This is a genomic window from Bacillus sp. XT-4, assembly GCF_050864245.1.
Taxonomy (GTDB): Bacteria; Bacillota; Bacilli; order Bacillales; family Bacillaceae; genus Bacillus; species Bacillus altitudinis.
This window is the reverse complement of the sequence record NZ_JBPAFI010000002.1, coordinates 765,768-785,646: the sequence shown is the minus strand read 5'-3', so window position 1 is coordinate 785,646 and position 19,879 is coordinate 765,768. Positions and strand designations below refer to the sequence as shown.

Annotated in this window: 24 protein-coding genes; 14 read left to right on the top strand and 10 right to left on the bottom strand. The window is 40.1% G+C overall.

Going from position 1 to position 19,879, the window contains the following annotated elements; translation table 11 throughout:
• Positions 1 to 212: 212 nt before the first annotated feature.
• The 5 genes from ACRRMM_RS09280 to ACRRMM_RS09260 all read left to right on the top strand — a co-directional run bounded on the left by ACRRMM_RS09280 (position 213) and on the right by ACRRMM_RS09260 (position 6,101).
• Entirely contained in the window at positions 213 to 1,346 is a 1,134-nt protein-coding gene (locus ACRRMM_RS09280) for a DUF445 domain-containing protein (RefSeq protein WP_428828848.1), read from the top strand.
• 122 nt (positions 1,347 to 1,468) lie between these two features.
• On the top strand, positions 1,469 to 1,825 hold the full coding sequence (locus tag ACRRMM_RS09275; RefSeq protein WP_008348927.1) for a YlbF family regulator: 357 nt from the start codon (positions 1,469 to 1,471) through the stop codon (positions 1,823 to 1,825).
• 446 nt (positions 1,826 to 2,271) lie between these two features.
• Complete coding sequence (locus ACRRMM_RS09270; RefSeq protein WP_008348923.1) at positions 2,272 to 3,138, top strand: Cof-type HAD-IIB family hydrolase; 867 nt, start codon at positions 2,272 to 2,274, stop codon at positions 3,136 to 3,138.
• Positions 3,139 to 3,251: 113 nt separating this feature from the next.
• Positions 3,252 to 4,751 carry a coproporphyrinogen III oxidase gene (locus ACRRMM_RS09265; protein WP_144740661.1) on the top strand — a complete coding sequence of 500 codons (1,500 nt, stop codon included), beginning with the start codon at positions 3,252 to 3,254 and terminating at the stop codon, positions 4,749 to 4,751.
• Between the two features lie 75 nt (positions 4,752 to 4,826).
• Positions 4,827 to 6,101 carry a lysine N(6)-hydroxylase/L-ornithine N(5)-oxygenase family protein gene (locus ACRRMM_RS09260; protein WP_428828849.1) on the top strand — a complete coding sequence of 425 codons (1,275 nt, stop codon included), beginning with the start codon at positions 4,827 to 4,829 and terminating at the stop codon, positions 6,099 to 6,101.
• A 37-nt stretch (positions 6,102 to 6,138) separates the two neighbouring features.
• Here ACRRMM_RS09260 and ACRRMM_RS09255 read toward each other — a convergent pair whose 3' ends face one another.
• The 3 genes from ACRRMM_RS09255 to ACRRMM_RS09245 form a co-directional block, all read right to left on the bottom strand.
• Positions 6,139 to 7,362 (bottom strand): cation:proton antiporter, encoded by a 1,224-nt coding sequence (locus tag ACRRMM_RS09255; protein WP_007497140.1) that lies wholly within the window; start codon positions 7,360 to 7,362, stop codon positions 6,139 to 6,141.
• A 3-nt stretch (positions 7,363 to 7,365) separates the two neighbouring features.
• On the bottom strand, positions 7,366 to 7,863 hold the full coding sequence (locus tag ACRRMM_RS09250; protein WP_017366937.1) for a cation:proton antiporter regulatory subunit: 498 nt from the start codon (positions 7,861 to 7,863) through the stop codon (positions 7,366 to 7,368).
• Between the two features lie 64 nt (positions 7,864 to 7,927).
• Positions 7,928 to 8,254, bottom strand: coding sequence for a potassium:proton antiporter (locus tag ACRRMM_RS09245; protein ID WP_234710318.1), 327 nt, complete (start codon positions 8,252 to 8,254; stop codon positions 7,928 to 7,930).
• Positions 8,255 to 8,389: 135 nt separating this feature from the next.
• Between ACRRMM_RS09245 and ACRRMM_RS09240 the strand changes: the two genes are divergently transcribed.
• A complete protein-coding gene (locus ACRRMM_RS09240) occupies positions 8,390 to 9,205 on the top strand; it encodes an enoyl-CoA hydratase (protein WP_428828850.1) in 816 nt (271 codons plus the stop codon).
• A 35-nt stretch (positions 9,206 to 9,240) separates the two neighbouring features.
• On the opposite strand, the gene ACRRMM_RS09235 is transcribed toward ACRRMM_RS09240, so the two are convergent.
• Positions 9,241 to 9,429: a YhzD family protein gene (locus tag ACRRMM_RS09235; protein ID WP_024719988.1), complete on the bottom strand. Its 189-nt coding sequence runs from the start codon at positions 9,427 to 9,429 to the stop codon at positions 9,241 to 9,243.
• 173 nt (positions 9,430 to 9,602) lie between these two features.
• Here ACRRMM_RS09235 and ACRRMM_RS09230 point away from each other — a divergent pair, with 173 nt between their 5' ends.
• The 4 genes from ACRRMM_RS09230 (at position 9,603) to ACRRMM_RS09215 (ending at position 14,975) form a co-directional block, all read left to right on the top strand.
• A complete protein-coding gene (locus ACRRMM_RS09230) occupies positions 9,603 to 10,817 on the top strand; it encodes a metallophosphoesterase family protein (protein ID WP_057079747.1) in 1,215 nt (404 codons plus the stop codon).
• A gap of 16 nt (positions 10,818 to 10,833) precedes the next feature.
• The gene (locus ACRRMM_RS09225) at positions 10,834 to 13,620 is read left to right on the top strand and encodes an ATP-binding protein (protein ID WP_057079746.1); all 2,787 of its coding nucleotides are present in this window, start codon (positions 10,834 to 10,836) and stop codon (positions 13,618 to 13,620) included.
• Positions 13,621 to 13,682: 62 nt separating this feature from the next.
• Positions 13,683 to 14,636 carry a 3'-5' exoribonuclease YhaM gene (yhaM, locus tag ACRRMM_RS09220; RefSeq protein ID WP_052321011.1) on the top strand — a complete coding sequence of 318 codons (954 nt, stop codon included), beginning with the start codon at positions 13,683 to 13,685 and terminating at the stop codon, positions 14,634 to 14,636.
• A 108-nt stretch (positions 14,637 to 14,744) separates the two neighbouring features.
• Positions 14,745 to 14,975 carry a sporulation YhaL family protein gene (locus ACRRMM_RS09215; RefSeq protein ID WP_017360318.1) on the top strand — a complete coding sequence of 77 codons (231 nt, stop codon included), beginning with the start codon at positions 14,745 to 14,747 and terminating at the stop codon, positions 14,973 to 14,975.
• Between the two features lie 55 nt (positions 14,976 to 15,030).
• Here ACRRMM_RS09215 and ACRRMM_RS09210 read toward each other — a convergent pair whose 3' ends face one another.
• Complete coding sequence (locus ACRRMM_RS09210; RefSeq protein WP_007497153.1) at positions 15,031 to 15,906, bottom strand: peptidylprolyl isomerase; 876 nt, start codon at positions 15,904 to 15,906, stop codon at positions 15,031 to 15,033.
• Positions 15,907 to 16,067: 161 nt separating this feature from the next.
• Between ACRRMM_RS09210 and ACRRMM_RS09205 the strand changes: the two genes are divergently transcribed.
• On the top strand, positions 16,068 to 16,154 hold the full coding sequence (locus ACRRMM_RS09205; protein WP_008361129.1) for a YjcZ family sporulation protein: 87 nt from the start codon (positions 16,068 to 16,070) through the stop codon (positions 16,152 to 16,154).
• A gap of 145 nt (positions 16,155 to 16,299) precedes the next feature.
• Complete coding sequence (locus tag ACRRMM_RS09200) at positions 16,300 to 16,389, top strand: YjcZ family sporulation protein (protein WP_017360317.1); 90 nt, start codon at positions 16,300 to 16,302, stop codon at positions 16,387 to 16,389.
• Between the two features lie 53 nt (positions 16,390 to 16,442).
• Here the strand turns inward: ACRRMM_RS09200 and ACRRMM_RS09195 are convergent, their stop codons facing one another.
• Positions 16,443 to 16,628 (bottom strand): hypothetical protein, encoded by a 186-nt coding sequence (locus ACRRMM_RS09195; RefSeq protein WP_072368131.1) that lies wholly within the window; start codon positions 16,626 to 16,628, stop codon positions 16,443 to 16,445.
• An 82-nt stretch (positions 16,629 to 16,710) separates the two neighbouring features.
• The gene (locus ACRRMM_RS09190; RefSeq protein WP_007497155.1) at positions 16,711 to 17,229 is read right to left on the bottom strand and encodes a DUF3267 domain-containing protein; all 519 of its coding nucleotides are present in this window, start codon (positions 17,227 to 17,229) and stop codon (positions 16,711 to 16,713) included.
• A 234-nt stretch (positions 17,230 to 17,463) separates the two neighbouring features.
• On the opposite strand from ACRRMM_RS09190, the gene ACRRMM_RS09185 reads away from it, so the two are divergent.
• Positions 17,464 to 17,808: a YhaI family protein gene (locus tag ACRRMM_RS09185; RefSeq protein WP_007497157.1), complete on the top strand. Its 345-nt coding sequence runs from the start codon at positions 17,464 to 17,466 to the stop codon at positions 17,806 to 17,808.
• Here ACRRMM_RS09185 and ACRRMM_RS09180 read toward each other — a convergent pair.
• Positions 17,786 to 18,400 carry an HTH-type transcriptional regulator Hpr gene (locus tag ACRRMM_RS09180; protein WP_008348891.1) on the bottom strand — a complete coding sequence of 205 codons (615 nt, stop codon included), beginning with the start codon at positions 18,398 to 18,400 and terminating at the stop codon, positions 17,786 to 17,788. The genes ACRRMM_RS09185 and ACRRMM_RS09180 overlap by 23 nt on opposite strands.
• Before the next feature lie 187 nt (positions 18,401 to 18,587).
• Positions 18,588 to 18,944 (bottom strand): YtxH domain-containing protein, encoded by a 357-nt coding sequence (locus ACRRMM_RS09175; protein WP_007497160.1) that lies wholly within the window; start codon positions 18,942 to 18,944, stop codon positions 18,588 to 18,590.
• 128 nt (positions 18,945 to 19,072) lie between these two features.
• On the opposite strand from ACRRMM_RS09175, the gene ACRRMM_RS09170 reads away from it, so the two are divergent.
• The gene (locus ACRRMM_RS09170) at positions 19,073 to 19,264 is read left to right on the top strand and encodes a hypothetical protein (protein WP_008348888.1); all 192 of its coding nucleotides are present in this window, start codon (positions 19,073 to 19,075) and stop codon (positions 19,262 to 19,264) included.
• A 47-nt stretch (positions 19,265 to 19,311) separates the two neighbouring features.
• Here the strand turns inward: ACRRMM_RS09170 and ACRRMM_RS09165 are convergent, their stop codons facing one another.
• Positions 19,312 to 19,830 (bottom strand): tryptophan transporter, encoded by a 519-nt coding sequence (locus ACRRMM_RS09165; RefSeq protein ID WP_008348886.1) that lies wholly within the window; start codon positions 19,828 to 19,830, stop codon positions 19,312 to 19,314.
• Positions 19,831 to 19,879: the final 49 nt, after the last annotated feature.

Sequence of the window (19,879 nt, the reverse complement as noted above, 5' to 3'; positions counted from 1 at the left end):
AACAACACCTACTTTTCAAATTCATTTTTTAACATCTGAAAAACACTTTTTGTTGATTTTACATAAACTTGGCGTTCCTATATCATTACGACAGATCGTTGTCTCATATGTCACATTGAATGCTTCATTTGCTTGGACTCTTGACAACAACTATAATACGTATAGATAAAAACAATAAACTTCAGGTGTTGTTTGAAAGGTAGATGACGACTTTGGATATATTCACAACGTTTCTCTTTATGATTGTGATAGGTGCAGTGATAGGGGCAGCAACAAACCATCTCGCAATTAAAATGCTTTTTCGTCCGTATAAGCCATATTATTTATTTGGGAAGCAGCTCCCTTTTACACCGGGTCTCATTCCTAAAAGAAGAGATGAAGTAGCCAAGCAGGTTGGCGTCATGGTGATGGAGCATTTACTAACGCCAGAGGGTATTAAAAAACGATTTGAATCATCAGAGGCAAAGCAAGAGATATTGCAGGCAGTGCACCGATATATTGATAAAGGTGCTGATATGGAAATGACGGTTTTCTCTATGTTAGAAAAATACGGTTTTTCAGAGGCTGACGTTAAAGCTGACGCATGGCTTCATCAGTGGACTGATCATAAGCTCCACTCACTGCTTGAAAAGTATGATCAGCAAACGTTGTCTGAGCTGCTGCCACAGGATGTAGAAAATAAGCTTGCATCCAAAATTCCAGATGCCGCAGATTATATTTTAAAGAGAGGCATTCATTACTTTGAAAGTGATGAGGGAAAAGCAAGACTCGGTCATATGATAGATGATTTCTTAAAAGAACGAGGAATGCTTGGCAGTATGGTCCAAATGTTTTTAGGGAATTCAAGCTTAATTGATCGCGTACATCCTGAAATGATGAAGTTCTTAAAGAATGCAGAGACAAAAAGGTTTTTATCAGATCTACTTGTTCAAGAATGGGACAAGGTAAAGCAATTTTCTTTACATGAGCTTGATAAAAAATGGAATGTGAAAGAGCTTCTATTTAGTGTGAAAAAGCAATTGCTTTCACATTTTTCTATAAAGGTGCTGTTAGATAGACCAGTAGGAGTTTACATCAGTGCAGTAGCGGATGATCTTAAGACCAAATTTGCTCCATCTCTCATTGATAAAGGGATTGAAGCCGCATCTAATGCGCTTGAGGGACTGCTCGCAAAGCTCCAATTTGAAGAAATTATTCGTGAACAAATTGAACTTTTCCCGCTTGAAAAAATGGAAGAGCTTGTGATCAGCATATCTAATAAGGAGCTGAAGATGATCACATTTTTAGGCGGTCTTTTAGGTGGATTGATCGGTGCTGTCCAAGCGATTTTTGTCACCTTATTCTAAGGCAAGATCGAGAAATTTCGATGAATTTATTGTATATATGTGAAACGAAAGCCATAGTTTGTTATAGTGGAGTGGTGTCCGCCGATCCATATCGGTGATAACGGATAGAAAGGAGACATAACATGTCTGTAAATCTTTATGATGTTGCATATGACCTTGAAAAAGCACTGCGTCATAGCGAAGAATATTCAGCTTTAAGAAATCTTTATGATGAGGTAAATGGGGATGAGTCCTCTAAAAGAATGTTTGAGAACTTCCGTGACATTCAAGTAAACCTTCAACAAAAACAAATGACTGGTCAAGAGATTACACAAGAAGAAGTAGAGCAAGCGCAAAAAACGGTTGCACTTGTGCAGCAACACGATAAAATCTCTCAGTTGATGGAAGCAGAACAACGCGTAAGTGTTCTCATCGGTGAATTAAATAAAATTATCATGAAGCCTCTTGAAGAGCTTTATGGAAATACAGAAGAAAATTAATTGAAAGGGCGATCATATTCGCCCTTTTTTTCATTCATATCGCCGCTTGTATATCTTTAAAAAAAGGGTTGTCGAAGCTCGTAAATTCTGCGATAATACTTATTGAAAGTGCTTTCAAAAAGCGCTATCGTGATGAATTGGGTGCGTTCCACTTTGGATTTACGGCGATGAGCCAAATGAGAGAGAAGCGCTTCTGGGAGAAAAGCAAAGCATAAGGGGATATGATATAAGCAATGCTTTGGTGTGTGAAAGATGAGGGGATCATGGGGAGCTTCATCACGCCATTGTTACGCATCCAAACCATACATAAAAAAAAGCCTAGGGGTAGGCTTTTTTTATTTGCGATTGAGGCATAAAACAAGGGCTGCTTCAACTGCATGTTCTAAAGCGATAAGCTAGGGCATATCCTCATCGTAAGTACAGTCATCAAGAAGGGGGATGCCTCAGTGTCAAAAAAGCTACTTGCACTCAATATAGATGGAACGTTACTTCGTTCCAATGGGAAAATCCATTCCGCTACAAAAGAAGCTGTGGAATATGTTAAGAAAAAAGGGGTTTACGTGACGATTGTCACCAACCGTCATTTTCGATCCGCGCAAAAAATTGCCAAGGCGTTGAAAATACCGACTTCAACTCTTGTGACGCATAGTGGTGCATTTATCGCTGATAAGCTTGATGAGCCGCTCCATGTGAAGAAATTAACGGAAGAGAAAACATTTAATCTTGTGCAGATCCTTGAAAGCTTTGATTGTAATGTTCGCTTGTTACATGAAAAATTCTCAATCGGCAATCGGAAAAAAACACAGTCTCAACTGATGGGAAAAACGTTGATTCATCCATCTGATCCCATTTTCTATCCCGTTCAATTTGTTGAATCATTAAGTGATATGCTCATGGATGAACCGGTTAGCACACCTGTCATTGAAGTGTATTCGACGGCAGCACTTCAGCCTGAAATCCACACAACCATTCAACAAGCATTCCCATCTGTGGATCTGATTAAGATCAGTGATGAGAAAATGAACATTGTATGCAAAGGGGTATCGAAAGAAGCAGGACTTTCTCTTTTAACTTCAGCACTAGGTTTTACATTAGAAGATACGGTCGTGATCGGTCACGGGACAGACGACATCCCGATGCTTGAGTTAGCTGGCTTAGGCGTTGCGATGGGGAATGCACCTCATTCGGTCAAACGTAAAGCCGATTGGGTGACACGTTCTCATGATGAACAGGGTGTTGCTTATATGATCAAAGAATACTTTAGAATGCAGCAAAGGGAAGGTTTTTTACATCAATTTGATATTAAACGATAATATAATGAAGGCCCTGTCTATTAAGAAATGGCAGGGCCTTCGTCTGTTCTCTTCATTGCTTTTCCTAGATGAATTTTGTAAAATGAAACAAGTTTGAAGATAAAGGTGATACGATGCGAATTTTAGTTAAAGGGCTGTCTGATGAACGATTTCATCGACCGCTTGTCAATATAGCCAATTTATTTGAAGAAGATAGTGAAGTGCTGTTTGATTCCGGTGAAGTGGATGATGGCCTAGTGATGGTGTTTGATTGGAAAGAAACCCATGGTAGGGTGGAGGCTTCTGGCCATATTGCTGGATCAGATATGACGAGTCGTTTTACAAGAGAGATGCCAGAGGGCTTGAATGAAAAAGAGCGCTGGAAGCAAATCAAAAACACTGTGCTGTCTGTTTATTTACATCTGCTTCAGGAATATACAGGAATGACGCAAAAATGGGGGATTCTTACGGGGATACGCCCTACGAAATTACTTCATAAGATGCTAAGAGAAGGCATGACAAAGGAAGAAGCACATGCAGCGTTAAAGCGCGATTACTTGATTCATGATGAAAAGATCCATTTGATGCAGGAGATTGTTGATCGTCAAATCAAAGCCATTCCAGATCTGTACGATCTACAGGAGGAAGTGAGTATTTATATCGGTATTCCTTTCTGTCCAACAAAATGTGCTTATTGCACGTTCCCTGCTTATGCCATTCAAGGACAAGCTGGAAGAGTGGGAACGTTTCTTTTTGGGCTGCATTATGAGATGCAAAAAATGGGCGAATGGTTAAAGGAACATGGGATTAAAGTGACGACTGTTTATTTTGGCGGAGGTACTCCAACGAGTATTACAGCAGAAGAAATGGATTTGCTATATGAGGAGATGTATCGCTCTTTTCCAGATGTGAAACATATTCGGGAAGTCACTGTAGAAGCGGGACGACCTGATACGATTTCACCTGATAAGCTGGAAGTGCTCAACCGTTATCATATTGACCGGATTAGTATCAATCCGCAATCATATGAGAATGAAACATTGAAAGCGATTGGCCGGCACCATAGTGTGGAAGAAACGATTGAAAAGTATCATTTATCAAGGCAGTATGGCATGAATAATATTAACATGGACTTAATCATTGGGCTGCCAGGAGAAGGGCTAAAGGAATTCCAACATTCCTTGAACAAGACAGAAGAACTGAAGCCTGAATCTTTAACGGTGCATACCCTTTCCTTTAAGAGAGCGTCTGAAATGACCCGCAATAAGGAAAAGTATCAAGTGGCAGACCGAGAAGAGATCACACGTATGATGGATGAAGCGGTTGCTTGGACAAAGGCACATGACTATCATCCGTACTATTTATACAGACAAAAAAACATTTTGGGGAATCTCGAAAATGTCGGGTATTCGTTAGATGGACAGGAAAGTTTGTATAATATTATCATTATGGAAGAGGTGCAGACGATCATTGGCATTGGATGCGGCGCTGCGAGTAAATTCATTGATCCGCGAACCGGAAAAATTACGCAGTATGCCAATCCAAAAGATCCAAAGTCTTATAATGATCGTTATGAGCACTATACGGAGGAGAAGATTCAGTTTCTTGAGTCATTATTTGTTTCTCACATGTAAACACTGCGGTGACGCAGTGTTTTTTTCATTTGTAAAAGGGTATATAGGGGGTAAAAAGATAAAGCAGGTGTACATATGATGGATGTGATCGGAATTGGGATTGGGCCAGCAAATTTAGGATTGGCCGCTTTATTAGAGGAGTATGAAGATGTGACATGCTGTTTTTTTGAACAGGAAACCGAATTTGCTTGGCATCCTGGTATGCTCATCAAAGGAACGGACTTACAAGTTTCCTTTCTAGCGGACCTTGTGACAATGGCTAATCCAAGGAGCAAGTATACATTTTTAAATTATTTACATGAATCAAACAGGCTTCACCGCTTTTATACATTTGAACAATTTGATATCCCCCGGAGAGAATTCAATGAGTATTTATCATGGGTTGCAGGTGAATTGGATAGCTGTCAGTTCGGGATGAAGGTGGAAGAAGTGACCGACTGTGAAGACGGGTATCTTGTAAAAGTTCGGCGGTTGAAAGATGGGGTGCTTTCTGAATATCGTGCAAAGCATGTCGTCCTTGGTACTGGAAGCAAGCCGATGATTCCTGTCGATGTGCCAGAAGCTGCGTTGCCGCATGTGACCCATAGCAGCCGTTATGTGGATCAACAAAAAGAACTTCATGAAGCTGAAACGGTGGCGGTGATTGGTTCAGGTCAGAGTGCAGCTGAAATTTTCTTAGACCTGCTTCAGCATCAGAAGAAAGGAAAGCAGCTTTCATGGTTTACACGTTCAAGTGAATTTAGAGAACTAGAGACAGCGGAGCTTGGTCAGGAGCTATTTACACCTAAGTATGTTGAATATTTTCATTCCCTTCCTTATGAAGAACGGATGAACACATTGCCTAGACTGGCAGGATTAAGGAATGGCATAGATGCATCGACGCTTTCTCACATTTATCAGGAATTGTACCATCGATCCGTTTCAGGAGAAGAGCCATCTGTACTCATTCAGCCAATGACGGAGCTTGAAGCGATACATATGGAGGATGAGCAGCAGTTAGAGCTGCATTTGAAACAATGGCAGCTGAAGAAAGAAAAGAAAATCACAGCCGATCATGTGGTATTGGCTACAGGATATACGCCTAATATTCCGGAATGGTTTAGCGTATATGAACCATTGATTGAATGGGAGAGCGATAAGCATTTTAAAGTGACAGACGACTTCAGGCTTGTGTTTAAAGACAAACGGTCTCATCATTTCTTTACATTCACGAACCTCGATCACTCTCATGGAACAGCGGCGACCAATTTAAAACTTTCGATCTACCGCAATCAGAAAGTCATCCGAACCATTCGCGGGGATACGAAAGAACAAGTGAAGCAAGAAACGGCATTTCAGCAATTTGAATAGATATAAAAAAAGGGCCCCAGCACAGGGCCCTTTTCAATTAAATGGTTGTTTCTCTTTTTACTTTTGGTTTTTCAGTTTTCCATTTGAAGATTTTGTTTAGGATTTGATAGATACGCTTTGATTCTTTCGTCACTAGCGGTCCTAAAATCGCAAGGATTAATACATATAATGCAGCAAATGGCTTCAATGTAGCGGCAAGCCCGCCTGCAATCCCAAGTTCGGCTACAATGATGGAAAACTCTCCTCTTGATACGATGGTTAATCCAATATTAGAAGAGGCTTTATGAGAGAAACCGGCTCTTCTTCCAGCAAACATCCCGGCGGTAAAGTTCCCGATCAAGGTGAGAATGACAGCACCGATCGCAAGCCAGAAGGCATCTCCTAATGTAAATGGATCAATACTCAATCCGAAGCTGAAGAAGAACATGGCGCCAAAGAAATCTCTAAAAGGAACAACGAGATGTTCAATGCGGTCTGAGTGCTCTGTTTCTGAAAACACAAGACCGAGTAAGAGAGCGCCAATGGCCTCTGCGACATGAATCGTCTCTGAAAAACCAGCCACGAAGAACAAAGCGGCAAAAATGACAATGATAAATACTTCATTTGAACGGATATCGAATAGTTTGTTTAATAGTTTTGGCAGCTTACGTGCGATGATAAAGAAAATCATCATGTAACCAAAAGCGATTAAAATAGATAATAAGGCACCGCCAACGGACGTGGCATCTCCAAGGACAAGACCGGATACAACAGATAAATAGACGGCGAGAAAAATATCCTCAAACATAATAATCCCAAGAATTAACTCTGTTTCAGGGTTCGCTGTCCGTTTTAAATCGACAAGGACTTTGGCGACAATGGCGCTGGATGAAATGGTGATAACGCCTGCCATAATGAGAACTTCAAGGAATCCAAAGCCTGTGATAAACCCATAAAGCAATCCTAAGCTAAAGTTGATCAAAATATAAATAGATCCGCCGACTGCAATGGATTTACCCGATTTTATGAGTTTGCCGACAGAGAACTCAAGCCCAAGGTAGAATAGAAGGAACAGGACACCCATTCTACCAAAAAATGAAATAATCTCGGTGCTCTCGATAAACTTCAAATCAATGATCCCGATGGTTGGTGCATGCGGACCAACAATCATCCCGAGGACAATGAGAAAAGGAATGATAGAAAATTTAATTTTATTGGCGATTAAGCTGGCAATGGCGATGAGAATAAGCGCCGTTCCAACTTCAAAGACTAAATGATCCATTCATCACTCTCCCCCTCTAGAAAGAAAATCACGTATCAATCGCTTCAAGTGTTTTCTTTCGCCTGAAATGACCATCGTATCATTTGCTTGAATAATCGAATCGGCACCGGGGTTGAGTAATTTTTCATTTGTATGTTTAATGATCGCAATGACGGTGACTTCATAATTTTGTCTCACATCTAAATCGCCGAGTGTATGTCCAACCGCTTTTGCGTCTTTTTCTACCTTAAACCATTCAATGATCAAATCATTGAACGCCATTTCAATCGTTTCAAGTGCTTGCGGCTTATACACCATACCGCCAATAATGGCAGCAATTTGCCGGGCTTCAGCATCATCGAGAGAAATGGTGGACAGTACTTCATCTGGATCTTCATCGTCGAAACGATAAATCTCCCGTCTGCCATCATCATGAATCACAATCGTCATCTTTTCTCTATTTCTCGTTTCAATTTCAAATTTCTTTCCAATCCCAGGAAGATCATTTTCTTTAATGTTCATTTTATCCCTCCGAATATGATAGGTTTTGTTTTTCATATAGTGAGTACGGATGAAATAAAATGAATCAGTCGAGGTAATTTGATTGGTACATAATGGGGATTGCACACTTCATTTCTAAAAAACATAAATCAATGGATAACGCAGTGGCTGGTGCAAGCTTTACAAGAAAAGCTTTTGAAGCGCCCATTGATAACCTCTGTTTTAACAGAAGAGATGATGCATGTTTTTTTGAAAATGGAGGTGTCTTCACAGCGTTGATTTCTTCATCATAAATCGATGGAGAAATCAGGCTCGGTGTGCTCGCTTCTGCTTGTGAAGCAAAAACGACATTTGAAAAGGGAGAAAACATGACGATGCAGCTAATCAATATACATATGGAACTTCTTATCAACCATTCTCCCCCTTTCATATGATGTTTTATTTCTTATTTTACTATATAAAAATATATTTCTCGTTTCAACAATTATGCTTATTTTAGTATCAGTTGATCTTGAAATTTTTTGTGTAGAGGAAAAGGAATTGCTTGATGGAAATTGAAGTAAGTCATGAGCTTGAAAAGAAAGAGGGGGAATGGATGATGAGATATATCAATTGTCAGGTAGATGGGGATATTTTTGAAATCGCTTTCAATAGACCTGAAGCGTATAATTCGTTTCATGTTGACATGTTTGCTGAATTGAAGGAAGCGTGTGATACAGCGAGTGAGAGCAGTGCGAAAATTGTTGTACTCAAGGGGATGGGCAAAGGGTTTTCAGCAGGCGGAGATATTGGCATGATGCTAAAGCAAGATCGTGAAGAAGATTTTCATCGCGTGATGGATTTGATCGAGGGAATTACACTTTCTTTAGCCGGTATGAAAAAAGTGACGATTGCACTTGTCCACGGGGCAGCGGCTGGTCTTGCTTTTAGCTTTGCCCTTAGCTGTGACTATTTGTTTATGCATCAAGATGCTAAACTTGCCATGAACTTTAATGGAATCGGGTTAATCCCAGATGGCGGAGGGCATTTTTTCCTCACCAAAAGAGTTAGTGAACAAACCGCTAAACAATTGATTTGGAGCGGACAAAAGCTGCCGGCTGAAGAAGCGCTCAAGCTTCGCCTTGCAGACGGCGTGTTTCAAGATGAGGTGGATACGTATCAAAAAGCGTGCGTCAAGCCATTTTTAAATATGCCGCTTCAAGCCTTTGTTGAAACAAAGATGATTTATTTTCAGCAGTCAGAATCACAGCTGTTAGCCGTTCTTCAAAAAGAGCGTGCTGCACAAGCTAGACTGAGACAAAGCCGTGATCATCAGGAGGGTGTTCAAGCGTTTTTGGAAAAAAGACGTCCTGTGTTTCATTAAATAGAAGATTGAATGGCCGGCGGATGCCGGCTTTTTTAACGTTCAAATAAAAGAAGTTTACCTGCATCATTTACGAGCCGGTGAGAATGCTTTGTGTATTGTTGTTCGATTAAACGATGACGTCCTAATTCTTTTGCTTTTTCATCACTATCTGTGGTGATTTTTTCGTTTAATAAGGTTTCACCTGACGAATCAAATACAGTCAAATAGTAGGTTTTCTCCATCTCTGATCTTCCCTTCCTTCTTGTTTTTTAATGAATTATACAAGGAGGAAGTTAAAACCTCTTTTTTCACCCCTAAAAATGTGTTTTTTAGAATGAGAGCGATAGAACGTGCATTCGTAAAAACGGCGTGATAAAATATGGACAACTACAGTAACGTACAAGGAGATAGACGTTTGACGAAGCTCACTTTTATTCATGCCGCAGATCTTCATTTAGATAGTCCGTTTGCGGGAATGTCCAATATACCGAACCGAATTTTTAAGAGGTTGAAAGAAAGTACATTTCAAAGTGCCAAGAACATGTTTGAACTTGCAATTGATCGAGAAGTAGACTTTATGCTGCTTAGCGGAGATATATTTGACGAATCGAACCGTAGCCTAAAAGCACAGCTTTTTTTAAGAAATCAGTTTCTTAAGCTACAATCACACGGGATTGAAGTGTTTATTATTTATGGTAATCATGATCATTTAGGTGGTGAATGGACACCAATTGAGTGGCCAGAGAATGTTCACGTTTTTTTGAGCAGTACGCCAAGTGAGCAAGCCTTTTATAGAGAAGGTCAGCTTGTGGCAAGTATTTACGGGTTCAGCTACAAAGAGCGAGCTGTCCATGAAAATATGACACCTTATTATGAAAAAACAACAAATGCCCCCTATCATATTGCAATGCTTCACGGCACTTTAGCAGGTCAAGAAGGGCATGATGCATATGCACCATTTCAGCTACAGCAGCTTCTAGCGCGGGATTTTGATTATTGGGCGCTTGGACATATTCATAAGCGGGCTCTTCTGCATGAAGACCCAATGGTGATTTATCCTGGAAACGTACAAGGAAGACATATAAAAGAAACAGGAGAGAAAGGCTGTTATGTCGTTTACCTATCTGAAGATGCTCAAAGAGCGGAGTTTATGAGCTGTTCAGATGTCATCTTTGAGACATTGACAATAGATATCACACATACCGCTCATATGACCGATCTTGTGACACTTGTGGACAAAAAGATGAGTGGACTGAAAGAGAGAGGTGTTCCTCATTTTGTGAAAATCGTACTAACTGGCGATGCTCCTGCTTATATGGAGCTCACACAGCTTGAAGTGCTTGAGGAGCTGATGGCTGTACTTCATGAACAGGAGGAAGATGAAGACTTGTTTGTTTGGGTGATGTCGATTGACTGCCGGACACATGAAGATGCCGTCTATCCAGAAGATTCTTTTTTGACAGAACTAACAGCAGAAATTGCCGAGTTTGATGCGTATGATGAGCTGCTTTTACCGATCAAGCGTCATCCAACCTATAGAAAAGCAGGAAAAGCTCTTACAAAAGAGGACGAGATCGATATTAAAGAAGAGGCACAAAGGCTGCTGGCAGAACAGCTGAAGCAATTATGAGAAAAGGAGAGGCATGATGAAAATACGTTCACTCCATATTGCGAATTTCGGGAAATTTTCCAATCAAACCTTCCACTTTTCTGATGACGGTTTTCAGTTAGTTTATGGCCTGAATGAATCGGGGAAAACGACATTGAAGGCGTTTATTGAATCGATGTTATTTGGTTTTTCCAAAAGCCATATGTATAAGCCAAAGCATGGCTCGTTTTATGGTGGTTCTCTTATATGTTTAGATGAGGAATTAGGTGTGATTCATATTGAAAGAACATCTGATCATGGCGGCCAAGCTCAGGTGTTGCTGCCAAATGGTGAAGTGAAAGATGAAGCGTTTCTACATGCGATGTTAAAGGGAACGGATCGCAGATTATACCAATCGATCTATTCTTTTGACGTGTTTGGTCTGCAAAATGTACAAGCATTAAATCAAGATCAAATAGGGGAATTTCTACTCTTTTCAAGTTTGTTTGGCTCAGATGCGGCATCCAAAATGGACAGTAGGCTGCTAAAACAGCAGGAGCAGCTTTTTAAACCGAATGGACGTAAGCCTGAATTAAATCAGCAGCTTGATCATGTAAAAGAGCTGTCAGGTAAGTTGAAACAGGCCAAATTGGTAGAAAGTCGTTATACCGCAAAGAAAAAAGAACAAGCTGAATTAACCGAAAAGGTAGAAATGCTTCAGCATGAAATGAGACAGACTGAAGAAGAGATTCAGCTTTTGACGGAACATATTCGACTTTATCCTATGATAGAAAACAAGATAGAGTTAAAAAAAGATTTGGCTAGTTATCCAGAACGAGTCAAACGGTTTAGACCGGAAACCGCGCATGAACTTGATAAATTAGAATCACACCTTCACCCAAAAAAGGCGCAAGTGACGGCACTGAAACAAAAATTAGATCATTTGCAAACGTCGCTCACGCAAGTTCAGCCACTCTATGACAAGGATACGGTATTGGAGATGAAGCGAGTCATAGCTGAATCATCTGATGCTGAACTTGTGAAGAAACGCTTAGCAGAAGGGAAAACAGAGCAGAATTCTTTGAAACAAAAAATAGAAGAAGCATCAGCGAAGCTGAAGTGGCAGCGTCCAATCAAGCTTGACCAGCTGGATGATTCACTTGACTTTGAGTGGGAATTAAAAGAGGCTGTGAGCCAATACGTTCGTTTAATGGATAGGAAAACACAGCTCGATGACCGGTTTGATCATGCAAGACATGAGCTGGAAGAAGCGGAAACCGCTCTAAAAGGATTAAAGGAACAGCCCGTTAAAGAGCAAGATGCAGAAGATGTCAGGGGCACAAGGGCTACAGTGAAACAGAAGCATTCCAGAGTGTGGTTATTCCCGCTGATGTTCGTGCTATGTGCTATCATTCTCACGGTCTTATTCGTTTTAGCAGAGAGCTGGGTGACGTTACTGTTTGCAGGATTTTCCGTATTTATCTTGATTGCTATTTATCCAGTGCTTAAACAGACTCAGCTGAAGGAAGCAAACGACAGTAACGCCTATCATTCTTTTCAAGTTCAAACAGCTTCAGCTGAAACGCTAGTGAAGCAAAAGGAGCTTTTATACGAAAGAATGATACAGCAATATGAAGACTGGGAGCGGGAACTGGAACCTGTACAGCAGCAAGTAGAAGGTATGAGAAGGCAGCTGGGGTTGTCCTCAGAGCTCTCATTCCTTGTGGAAGCTTTCCATATCTTGAAACAATTAAAAGCGAATACAGCGGCATATGAGGCGCTTAACAAGGAAATAGAGATGCTCACACAGCAGCAATCGATCTACGAGCAAAGAGTTTCAGCGCTCATGAGTCTCCTTCAAAGAAAAGAAGGGACCATTCAAGAGAATATCTCAGCTTTTCAAGAGATATTGAAAGATGAGGAAAAAAGAGAAAAAGAACGTCAGACATTGCACGTATCCATTCAACATGTAGAGCAGCAGCTGACAACATTAGAAGGAGAAGTTCAATATTATGAAAAACAAACGGACGAGCTTTTTCGAAAAGTAGAAGCAGCGTCAAAAGAAGATTATCATGTCCTATCTCATCTATCAAAAGAATACCGGGAGCGGCTGTACAATTTGCAGCAGCTGAACCAAGAGCTGCACAAAAGCGGTTATATAGATGAGGAAGAGGTCATTGTCCGTAAAGGTTTACGCACCCTTGAGGAGCAGTGTGCACAAGCAAAAAGGCGTCTGAATGACATGCAAGAGAATGTGACGAATATGAAAAAACGCTTGGCAGAATTAGCAGTAGAAATACGCCAAATAGAAGCATCAGGTACGGTGTCTGATTTGACTCATCAGCTTGCTGTAGAGCAGGAGCAGGCAAAGCATCTAGCGAAAAAATGGGCGGCTATTCAGCTCGTTCGTTCCGTCATTCGAGAGAAACTCAATGAGCATAAAGAAACGAGGCTACCAGCACTCCTCCAAACAGCTTCCCGATTTATTCAGCCGTTGACGAATGATCGTTATGAAGTGATTTTATTTTCTGCCGAAGATGACCGTCTGATTGTGAAACGGAGGGATGGACGCCTATTCCGCCCGGAGGAGCTTTCACAAGCAACATGTGAGCAAATTTATCTCTCGATTCGTTTTGCACTTGCTTTGTCCCACCAGCAAGATTGTCAGCTCCCATTTATGATGGATGACAGTTTCGTTCACTTTGATCATGTCCGTCTAGACAGGGTGCTGGAGCTGATGAGTGAACTCACTCGTTTTGAAACACAGCTGTTTTATTTCACTTGTCATCATTATATGAAACAAGCAGCGGAAGACGGGCAGATTACGAGTTTAGTAGTGGAATGATTGACAAATTATGACTTATGTTATACTTATATGAGCAGAAACATGGAAGGAGCATTTATTGAATGGCTAAAGGGATCATGACCTATGACGTCGGCGAACAAGTTGACCTGCATTTATTAATTAAATCATCTACTAAAGGGATTGCGAGTAATGGCAAACCATTTTTAACGTTAATTCTTCAAGATCAAAGTGGAGATATTGAGGCGAAGCTATGGGATGCAAAGCAGAATGATGAAATCACATATGCTGCGCAAACCATTGTGAAGGTAGTAGGTGATATTCATCATTATCGCGGAAGGAATCAGCTGAAGCTTAGGAATATACGTCCTGTTGCTGAAAACGAGCAAATCCGCATTGATGATTTTCTAGAAACAGCTCCTATTCCAAAGCACGATATGATGGATACCATCATGCAATATATTTTTGATATGAAAAACCCTAATATTCAGCGTGTCACAAGACATTTGCTGAAGAAATATGGACAGGAATTCGCTGATTACCCAGCAGCTACGAAAAACCATCACGAGTTTGTTTCGGGTCTTGCCTATCACGTGGTATCGATGCTTCATTTAGCGAAATCCATTGTTGATCTATACCCATCACTAGATCGAGATCTTTTATATTCAGGGATCATTCTACATGATTTAGGGAAAGTCAAAGAGCTTTCGGGTCCTGTCTCCACCACATATACAGTAGAAGGGAACTTAATTGGCCACATTTCTATTATGGTGACAGAAATTGCGAAAGCCGCAGAGGAGCTTGGCATTGATTCTGAGGAAATTCTGATTCTGCAGCATTTAGTGCTGAGTCATCATGGAAAAGGGGAGTGGGGCAGTCCTAAACCACCAATGGTGAAGGAAGCCGAAATTCTCCACTATATAGATAATTTAGATGCAAAAATGAACATGATGGATCGTGCGCTTGAGCATGTGAAGCCAGGAGAATATACAGAGCGTATTTTTGCACTAGAGAATCGTTCGTTTTATAAACCAACCTTTCACAATGAATCATCATGATAAAACGCCCGTTTGATGCGGGCGTTTTTTTTCATAACTTGTCTTCTTTTCGCATAAGCATGTAACACAAAGGAAGAGAGATTAGTCCTGAAAAAGGAGGGGAAGACAATGTTATTTTTTCCATGGTGGGTATATGCATGTATCATTGGTATTATCTTTTGTGCCTATAAATTAATGACGACAGCCAAAGAGGAGCAAGAGATTGATCAATCCTTTATTGAAAAAGAGGGAGAAATCTTTATCGAACGAATGGAGCAGGAGAGAGAGCGTAGACGTCAAGGACAGCAAATGAAACGATCCCAGGAAACGGCGAAGCATGAGGACCATTCGATTGCATAATCAATAAGAATAAAAAAACCCCTCTACAAGTTCATGTAGAGGGGTTTTTCGTTCATTATTGGTTTGTTGTTTGTTGTGTGGTTTGCTCAGATTTTTCTTTGAATGTATTTTCAAGTTCTTTATCTTTTACTTTCACATCAGCATCTTTCACCAATTTGTTTAAGATCGTTTGAATTTCATTGTTATCGGCTTGTTTTTGATCAAGCAGTTCTTTTTTCAAGTCTGCTTTCATGTCATCGTATTTACCGCGTTCTTCGGTCTTTTTAATGATATGGTAACCAAATTGAGATTTTACTGGTTTGCTGATTTCATTTACTTTTAGTTTGAAGGCAGCTTTACTGAAGTTCTCATCCATTTGGCCATCTTTTGCGAACCAGCCTACATCGCCGCCTTGTGCTGCTGAAGCAGTGTCAGTTGAATATTCAGATACAAGGTCATCCCATTTTTCGCCTTTATCTAATTTCTTTTCTACTTCATCTGCTGTTTTCTTGTCAGCAACTAAAATGTGGCTTGCACGGATTTTCCCTTTTAGGTCATCGTAATACGCTTTTACTTCTTTGTCAGTGATTTTGATGTTAGCTTTGGCAGCCTTTTGAGTCAGCAGCTCATATTTTACTTGATCTTTGATGTAATCTTTTCCGAATTCATCTTGAAGTTGTTTTAAACGATCTTCACCAAGTGTCTTTTTATATTCTTCCAATTTCTTATCAATTTCTTTATCTGATACTTTGTATTTGTCAGCAAGAACCTTTTGTTGAACAAGTAGGTTTAAAGCATCTCCACCTGCTTGTTTCTTAAGTGTTGTGTAAAGCTCTTCTTTTGTGACATCTCCTGATTTTGTTGTTGCGATCACTTCTTTGTCACCGCTACTGCATGCGCCAAGAGTTAAAACACTTACTGCTGTTACAGCTGCTAAAGCCATTTTTTTCATTCAAAAAACACTCCTAATCTTTCCAATTTATTTATCATTGCTTGTATCATAACATATTGTGACATGCTGTAAAAAGAAATGCAAATGGGAGGGCATTCGTCTAGTCAAATTTTTGCGACCAACATACACATATATTGATCACAAAAAGGAGGCTGAATTATATGGGAGCAGGATATTCTAATGGGTTTGCTTTATTGGTCGTGCTATTCATTTTGCTGATCATCGTTGGTGCAGCATATCTTTATTAATTAAATCGCTGTTACAGAAAGGAGCCGTCCTGCCATGCGTGCGGGCGGTTCTTTTTTAAAACGATGACAAGTGCCTAAACGTTTTAAAATTTTCTGCATACACTGAGCTTAGAACAGAGGAAGAACTGGCAGGAGGTGTTTTCACATGGGAGGAGAAGTCTTTGCTGGCGGTTTTGCACTAGTCGTCGTATTATTCATCTTATTGATCATTATCGGTGCATCTTGGATTTGCTAATAGATCATCATACACAAAAAGCTGCCATCAAACAGGCAGCTTTTGCTTTGATCTTAAATAGATATGGTAATTTCAACAAATGATGAGATCAGTAAGATCAGTATCGATACATTGATAAAGCGAAACACCTTATCTTGCCGTTCTTCAGGAATCTCTCTGACAAGGCATAATGTATTAGTAAGCCTGTTTATTGAATACACAATAAACGCGGCAAAGACGATGAAGTAAAATAAAACTATCGGAGATCCCCCCTCTCTATGCTATTCCCATACTACATTACCAAATTTTTTATGAAAAAGATAGAAGTTGGCTTTAAAAACCTCATGATGAGGAAGTTGGGTCAACTAAAATATCAAACTCGTCTTGGGCTTGATCAATGATGCATGATTTTGGCGCTTTGAGCAGTTTCCAAGCAAATAAAAAGTCAGGCAAACAATAGCCTGCATGAATACTTGCGATCATGATAAAATAGTGTGCGTACATTGGAAATGCCATTCCTAAAACAAAGTAAACAGGTGAGATGACACAAAACGGGCTGAGCAGTGAGAAAAGCATCACTCTCTTAGGCACGCGCTGCCAGCAATTTCGTTTAAATAACGTCATTTTTTTCTTATGTTTCATGACTGGGATCAAGTGAACCACGCGGTGGACAAGCAATGTCGCAAGTAAAAGCACGACAAAAAGTGGTGCATTGTGACTGCTGAGTCTCGTTTCAGGATGAGTCAGTTGAAAACATAAAAATGCCATAATGAAAAAAAATACAGTAAGACATATGGCTGAAATCATCATTCTCGTATAACCATAATCCTTTTCAAGATTAATGGTCTTCCAACAATTCATTTTTCATCCTTCCAATCTCAAAAAAACTAATTGAATATCTCAAGATAATTTACTCTTCCTGAGGATAAAAATCAATGGTTTTCATGAAAAAAAATAAATTGTTACATTCATATGGAATAAAGAGAGGAAACTTTGGGTTTTTCAAGAAAAAAAGACATAAGGGGGAGGTTCGTCTCTTTCGTCAATGAGTAATTTCGGCTAAAATAGAGTGACTAAGAGAAAGAGGGAACGTACATGAGTATTGAGGAACGAATGAGCCAGCTCGAATATTATATGGAACTGTTACTGACGGCGACAGATATGAGCCGTTATCCATATTATGCGCTATTGATCCGGCAGCGTGTATCGAAAGAAGAGGCAAAGGACATTGAGCGTATTTGTGCTGAGCTCTCAGATGAAATGGACAAGCAAAAAGCACAAGGCTACGTCATGTTCGACGATCTCCTTGCGCTGTTTGCGGGACAGTTAATTGAAAAGCTGGATGTTCATGAGACGATTTTTGCTTTGCATGATCAAGGGCTGTTTCAGCCGTTAATGAATGAATTTATAAAGATCATTAAACAATTTGATTTGCTTTAGCCGCTTTTTCCTCCGCTGAGTCTTCAAGTTCTTCAGGCTTTTTCGTGACTTTCCCACGTTCATTCAAAAAGTCCTTCTCAATGTTTGAAAACGATTTCTCAAAAATCTCCATGAAATCCTCACCATAAATGTTTCGGATAATACACATCATTTCTAAAATTTCAGGGAACTTTCCGTAAATGTCATGGAGCGGCTGTGCGCCTTTGACAATACCAGTTCGGGCCGGGTCGTAATCTTCGAGTAGTTTATGGAATGTCTCTTCGCCTTTTGGCGTTAGTTCAATATACGTATTGCGTTTATCGTTTAACTTTTTAGAAAATTTTAAAAATCCTCTTTCCTCTAATTTTTTAGAGAAGTTAAACGCCGTTGATACATGCATGACGCCAAACTTTGCAATTTCTGATATTGAAGCTCCTTTTAATTGATACGCAATCCACAAAATATGATGTTCATTGATATTTAGGTTATACGGTTTGATCCACTGCTGCCAGTCCTTTTCAATGGATTTCCAAAGAGCTTTGCTCAATTGGGCCATTCTTTGACTGAATAAAAGTGCTTCTTTTACATCGAAAGGCTGTTCCGAATGATTCATCCATTTCACCTACTTCTCTTTTTCTTGTAATTCTATTATGCCAATAAAATAAAGATTAATAAAGCTGAAAATTCAAGAATTTTTAAAAGTCATGAAAAACATTGACAAAATAACCTTTTTTCAACAAAAAAAGTGCGGGATACGCACCCCGCACACTTTTGTAAACGAATATTTTTTTGTGAGTATATTAGTTTTGTAAGGTTTTCTCCAGTTGTTTGAGCTTTTCCTCAATTTCCTGAATTTCCTTTTGTAAGTCCTGCTGATGAGGTTTGATTTCCTCGCGCCATTGCTGAATGGATGTTTGCAATTCAGTTCCGACCTCTTTAATGACCTCAGCACTTTCTTTTGCGGTTTCAACAATCTGCTCTTTTAAAGCTTGTCCATCTCTTTTTAATCTTGTCAGCGTATCTTCGAATTTGTCATAGCCGTCTTTCATCTTTCCGCGTACATCTCTGCCAGAAGAGGGAGTCGTCAGGAGCACTGCCGCACCTCCGAGGAGACCGCCTACAAATAATCCTGTTAATAAAGAACGTCCACTAGCCATTCCAATCACCTCTAGTCAAATTTTACACATTCGCATGTTCTCTCTGAGCTGACGATCAGCTTCATTGAACTTCCATACATAGCTTGCTTTATTTTAGCATACTTTTGAAGAAAAGGGAGGGGAGAAGGTTGTCTGTCTTTCTGTTCGTTTTTACGTGTATGTGTGTGATTTTCGCAGGTGGTTCTATTCATTATGTAAGGCAGCTTGGGTATGCGGGGTCTTATCCGCCAAAACATGTATTAAGACAAAAAGCAATTGTGTGTGCAGCAGGTGCAGGGATTTCGCTCTCCATTTTGCTGCTTACCCTTTTTCTTTTATAGAAGCATGAAAAAAACCTCTTCATCTAATGAAGAGGTTCAGTTATTCGTTAAGCGACTTCAATCATTCTTGCGCGCTTTAATATGGACTGAGCAATCGGGAAGACAAATACCATAGCTATCGTATTGATCACAGTTGCTGGCAGGACAACACCTACAAGAAGTGCTGGTAACGCAGCCGGCAGTCCAGTAATCAGTAAAGCGGCAGATAGGAAAATCACGCCCGATACGACGGTCCCAACAGCGGTGAGTACAGCGGTCAGAACGACTTTGTTCTTGATCTTCTGGCAAGATAAGAAAAGGGCTAAGAAGATAAAGGCTGTCACCGGTTTATCAATCATATTTGGAATTTGTCCGCCTGGAAAACCTGTTGTCAAAGCGGAAATGACCCCCGTGACTAGGGCGATCACAACGACATGCTGTACCTTCGGAAAAAGGATGATGCTTAAAAACATCATGACCAGCATCATATCAGGTTTCATTCCGAAAAAGATGGGCGGGAAAATCGTATGCAAAACAGCTCCCATTGCTGCAAGCAATGACATAATCACTAATTCTTTTGTTTTCATTTCTATGCTCTCCTCTGCTAAGCTCTTAGAACTCTCCAATAATATGGCT

Bases quoted from the DNA above. Each gene is read 5' to 3' on its own strand.
- ACRRMM_RS09240 (WP_428828850.1), top strand. From the start codon at position 8,390: ATGGAAATTGAAGTAAGTCATGAGCTTGAAAAGAAAGAGGGGGAATGG.
- ACRRMM_RS09275 (WP_008348927.1), top strand. From the start codon at position 1,469: ATGTCTGTAAATCTTTATGATGTTGCATATGACCTTGAAAAAGCACTG.
- ACRRMM_RS09255 (WP_007497140.1), bottom strand. From the start codon at position 7,362: ATGGATCATTTAGTCTTTGAAGTTGGAACGGCGCTTATTCTCATCGCC.
- ACRRMM_RS09260 (WP_428828849.1), top strand. From the start codon at position 4,827: ATGATGGATGTGATCGGAATTGGGATTGGGCCAGCAAATTTAGGATTG.
- ACRRMM_RS09225 (WP_057079746.1), top strand. From the start codon at position 10,834: ATGAAAATACGTTCACTCCATATTGCGAATTTCGGGAAATTTTCCAAT.
- ACRRMM_RS09250 (WP_017366937.1), bottom strand. From the start codon at position 7,863: ATGAACATTAAAGAAAATGATCTTCCTGGGATTGGAAAGAAATTTGAA.
- ACRRMM_RS09210 (WP_007497153.1), bottom strand. From the start codon at position 15,906: ATGAAAAAAATGGCTTTAGCAGCTGTAACAGCAGTAAGTGTTTTAACT.
- ACRRMM_RS09205 (WP_008361129.1), top strand. From the start codon at position 16,068: ATGGGAGCAGGATATTCTAATGGGTTTGCTTTATTGGTCGTGCTATTC.
- ACRRMM_RS09235 (WP_024719988.1), bottom strand. From the start codon at position 9,429: ATGGAGAAAACCTACTATTTGACTGTATTTGATTCGTCAGGTGAAACC.
- ACRRMM_RS09165 (WP_008348886.1), bottom strand. From the start codon at position 19,830: ATGAAAACAAAAGAATTAGTGATTATGTCATTGCTTGCAGCAATGGGA.
- ACRRMM_RS09180 (WP_008348891.1), bottom strand. From the start codon at position 18,400: ATGAATCATTCGGAACAGCCTTTCGATGTAAAAGAAGCACTTTTATTC.
- ACRRMM_RS09185 (WP_007497157.1), top strand. From the start codon at position 17,464: ATGAGTATTGAGGAACGAATGAGCCAGCTCGAATATTATATGGAACTG.
- ACRRMM_RS09265 (WP_144740661.1), top strand. From the start codon at position 3,252: ATGCGAATTTTAGTTAAAGGGCTGTCTGATGAACGATTTCATCGACCG.
- yhaM (WP_052321011.1), top strand. From the start codon at position 13,683: ATGGCTAAAGGGATCATGACCTATGACGTCGGCGAACAAGTTGACCTG.
- ACRRMM_RS09215 (WP_017360318.1), top strand. From the start codon at position 14,745: ATGTTATTTTTTCCATGGTGGGTATATGCATGTATCATTGGTATTATC.
- ACRRMM_RS09190 (WP_007497155.1), bottom strand. From the start codon at position 17,229: ATGAATTGTTGGAAGACCATTAATCTTGAAAAGGATTATGGTTATACG.
- ACRRMM_RS09200 (WP_017360317.1), top strand. From the start codon at position 16,300: ATGGGAGGAGAAGTCTTTGCTGGCGGTTTTGCACTAGTCGTCGTATTA.
- ACRRMM_RS09175 (WP_007497160.1), bottom strand. From the start codon at position 18,944: ATGGCTAGTGGACGTTCTTTATTAACAGGATTATTTGTAGGCGGTCTC.